Genomic DNA, 3,259 nt, shown 5'->3' with positions numbered 1-3,259 from the left:
CCACCTGGAAACACCCCGCACCCACACTCCACCAAACCCACGACGAACACACCCGCCTCCGCAACGCCGCCAACCTGCAAACCCAACGAACCTACTGGCGCGAACAACTACGCGACCTATCCCGCCAAGGCAAGGGCCCGGCCGCCGCGCCCCTGGAGCAGGCCCTCGCCTGGGGACCGAAGGCGGGCCACACGCTCACCGTCACCCCCGCGGTGCTCGACCGCTGGGACCGGACCGCCCGCGACCAGCGCTTCAGCCGCTCCAGCTACTTCGTGGCCGCCTTCGCCTCGGCGCTACGCGCCATCCACGGGCAGGACGACATCGCCCTGCTGATGGTGGTCGCCCAGCGCGGCAGCCGCGTCCTCGACTCCGCGTTCACCACCCGGCTCAACCTCAACTGCGTGCGGGTGCGCTTCGACGGGCCGCACGACGACAAGCTGGTCCTGCGGGTCGACGAGACGATCCGCGATCTCATGCGGGCCCAGGACGTTCCCTTCGCGGAGACCGCCGACGATCCCGCCGCCGGGCTCTCCGGCGAGGTGGTCGCGAGCCTGCCGACGTTCGTGTTCCAGGACAACGTGGTGGTGCCGCTGGAGCTGCCCGGCTGCCGGGCCGAGGAGGTCGTCGACCCGTACGCCCGGGAGGTGCCCAACGGGCTCACGGTCGAGGTCCTGCCCCGCGTCGACCATGCTCTCCTGCGCGTCACCATCCGCACCGACTACCTGCCGTACAGCTTCGCCGAGGAGCTGAACCACCACATGCTGCGCTTCCTCGAAGACGGGCCGGCGGGTGCGCCCACCGCCGGTTGACCGTCCGCCCCTGCGTACCGGACCGCTCGTCGCCGCGTGGCATGCGGCCCGTTGTCCCGAGAGTTCGTGGTTGTCCCTTCCGGCGCACCCCTCTGGGTGGCGCCGGCCCTGATCGGAGGCTGGCTCAATGTCTGTCGGAATCGTCGGTGCGCAGGCCACGGATGTCGCTGGGCCCGGCTTCGAGATCCTCGACCTGATGGGGGACCTGCGCCGGCCGGCCGCGTGGCCGGCCCGGGCGGCCTCCGCCTACCGGCGGATCGACCCGCCCGTCCCGGCGGGGGCGCGCTCTCCCGGCCCGGTGCTGCTGGCCGGTCTGCTGGGGGTGCTGGCCCGGTACACGGGCCAGGCCGAGGTGGCGGTCGGCCTGTCGTCGGGCGGCGTGCTGCGGGTCGACGTCGCGGACGAACCGGGCTTCGGCGAGCTGACGTCGCGGGTGGCCACGGCGCTGGCCGGACCGGTCGCGCGCAGCGCGGGCGCGGTGGGGCCGGTGGTGGTCGGGCTGGTGGACACCCCGGTGGCCGAGGTGGGGCCGGACGTGGTGGACGTGGACATCCTGGTGACCGTCGCGGGGGACGGGTCGGCGCTCCGGGTGGACTACGCCGCCGACGGCTTCTCGGCGGACTGGGTGCGAGGTCTGGTGGACCAGACCGTGTCGTTGCTGTCGGCCGGCGTCCGGGAACCCGGGGTGCCGCTGGGCGCGCTGCCGCTGCTGGGCGCGACCGAGCGCGAGCGGCTGCTCGCGTGGGGCCGGGGCCCGGCCCGCCCGGTGCCAGGTGCGCCGCTGCACGAGCTGGTGCTCGAATGGGCGCGACGCACGCCGGACGCGGTGGCCGGCGTGGCCGCCGGGGAGGTGCTGACGTACGCGGAGCTGGCCCGTCGCTCGGGGGAGTTGGCCGCGCGGCTACGGTCGATGGGCGTACGGCCCGGGGACGTGGTGTCGCTGGCGCTGGACCGCAGCATGTGGACCCTCGTCGCCACCCTGGCGGTGCTGCGGGCGGGGGCGGCGTACACGCCGATGGACGTGTCCTGGCCGGCGGAGCGGATGCGGATGCTGCTGGCCGACCACGGCGCCCGGGTCGTCCTCACCGTCGGCGAGGTCGCCCCGCGTGTCCCCGGACCTGACGGCGTACGGGTCGTCGCCCTCGATGCCGACTGGCCCACCGTGACGGCGGCCGAGGCGGCCGACCTGCCGGTGGTGGCCCCCTCCCGGCCGGCGTTCGTGATCTACACGTCCGGCTCGACCGGGACACCGAAGGGTGTCGTGCTGACCCACGAGCACCTGACGAACTTCGTCACCTGGATGCGGGAGGAGTGCGCGGTCGGGCCGGACAGCCGGATGCTCCATTCCTGTTCCCCGGTCTTCGACGTGGCCCTCGGCGAGATCTACACCGCGCTGACCTCCGGTGCCCGCGTCGTCGTCAGCTCCCGCGACGACCTGCTGGACGCCCGCCGGCTGACTGAGCTGATCGCCAAGGAGCAGGCCACCCACGCGTTCTGCCCACCGACGAACCTCGCCGCCGTCGATCCCGCCGACTGCCCCAGCCTGACGTGCGTGACCCTCGCCGGGGAACCCATTCCGCCCCGCATGGCACACCGCTGGACGGCCGCCGGTGCCCGCCTGATCAACGCGTACGGGCCCGCGGAGGCATCCGTCGCCTGCACCTGGTTCGACGCGTCGAAGGGCTGGCCCGGCGCGTACGTGCCCATCGGCCGACCCATGCCCAACCGGCAGATCCGCGTCGTCGACGCCAAGCTCGACCTCGTCCCCATGGGCGTTCCCGGCGAGATCCTCATCACCGGCGCCGGCGTCGCCGACGGTTACCTCAACCGCCCCGAACTGACCGCCCAGCGGTTCGTCACCGACCCGTACGGCGGCGGGACCGCCTACCGCACCGGCGACCTCGGCCGGTGGAACGCCACCGGAGCGCTGGAGATCCTCGGCCGGATGGACCACCAGGTCAAGGTCAACGGCATCCGCATCGAACTCGGTGAGATCGAAGCGACTCTCGAACAACATCCGGACGTCGGCACCGCCGTCGTCACCCGTCGCGAGGACCAGGGCACCGCCCGGCTCGTCGGCTACGTCACCGGCCGCGACGGCCGCGTTCCCGTCACCGCCGACCTGCGGGCACACGCCGCCGCGGTGCTGCCGCCCTACATGGTCCCCGCCGTGATCATGGTCCTGGACCGGTTACCCACCGGCGGCACCGGCAAGATCGACCGGCGGGCGCTACCAGAACCGGGCTCGCGCCGTCCCGACCTCGACGTGCCCTACACCGAACCGGCCACCGAGGGCGAACGCCTCGTCGCGGGGATCTTCGCGACGGTGCTCGGGCTGGACCGGGTCGGGTCACTCGACGGGTTCTTCCACCTCGGCGGCACGTCGTTGCAGTCCGCCGCCGTCGCCGTCGCCCTCGACGAGGCCGCCGACGTGGTGGTGCCCGTCTCGC

Annotated in this window: 2 protein-coding genes; both read left to right on the top strand. The window is 73.4% G+C overall.

The window, feature by feature from the left end:
- A partial coding sequence (locus tag GA0070215_RS27735) for a condensation domain-containing protein (RefSeq protein WP_244167188.1) occupies positions 1–809 on the top strand: 809 nt, incomplete at its 5' end.
- Between the two features lie 127 nt (positions 810–936).
- A partial coding sequence (locus GA0070215_RS27730; RefSeq protein WP_141708290.1) for a non-ribosomal peptide synthetase occupies positions 937–3,259 on the top strand: 2,323 nt, incomplete at its 3' end.

Origin of the sequence: Micromonospora marina (assembly GCF_900091565.1) — a bacterium.
Lineage (GTDB): Bacteria > Actinomycetota > Actinomycetes > Mycobacteriales > Micromonosporaceae > Micromonospora > Micromonospora marina.
Note: the sequence above shows the minus strand (reverse complement) of the source record. Positions and strands in the feature narration are given on the sequence as shown.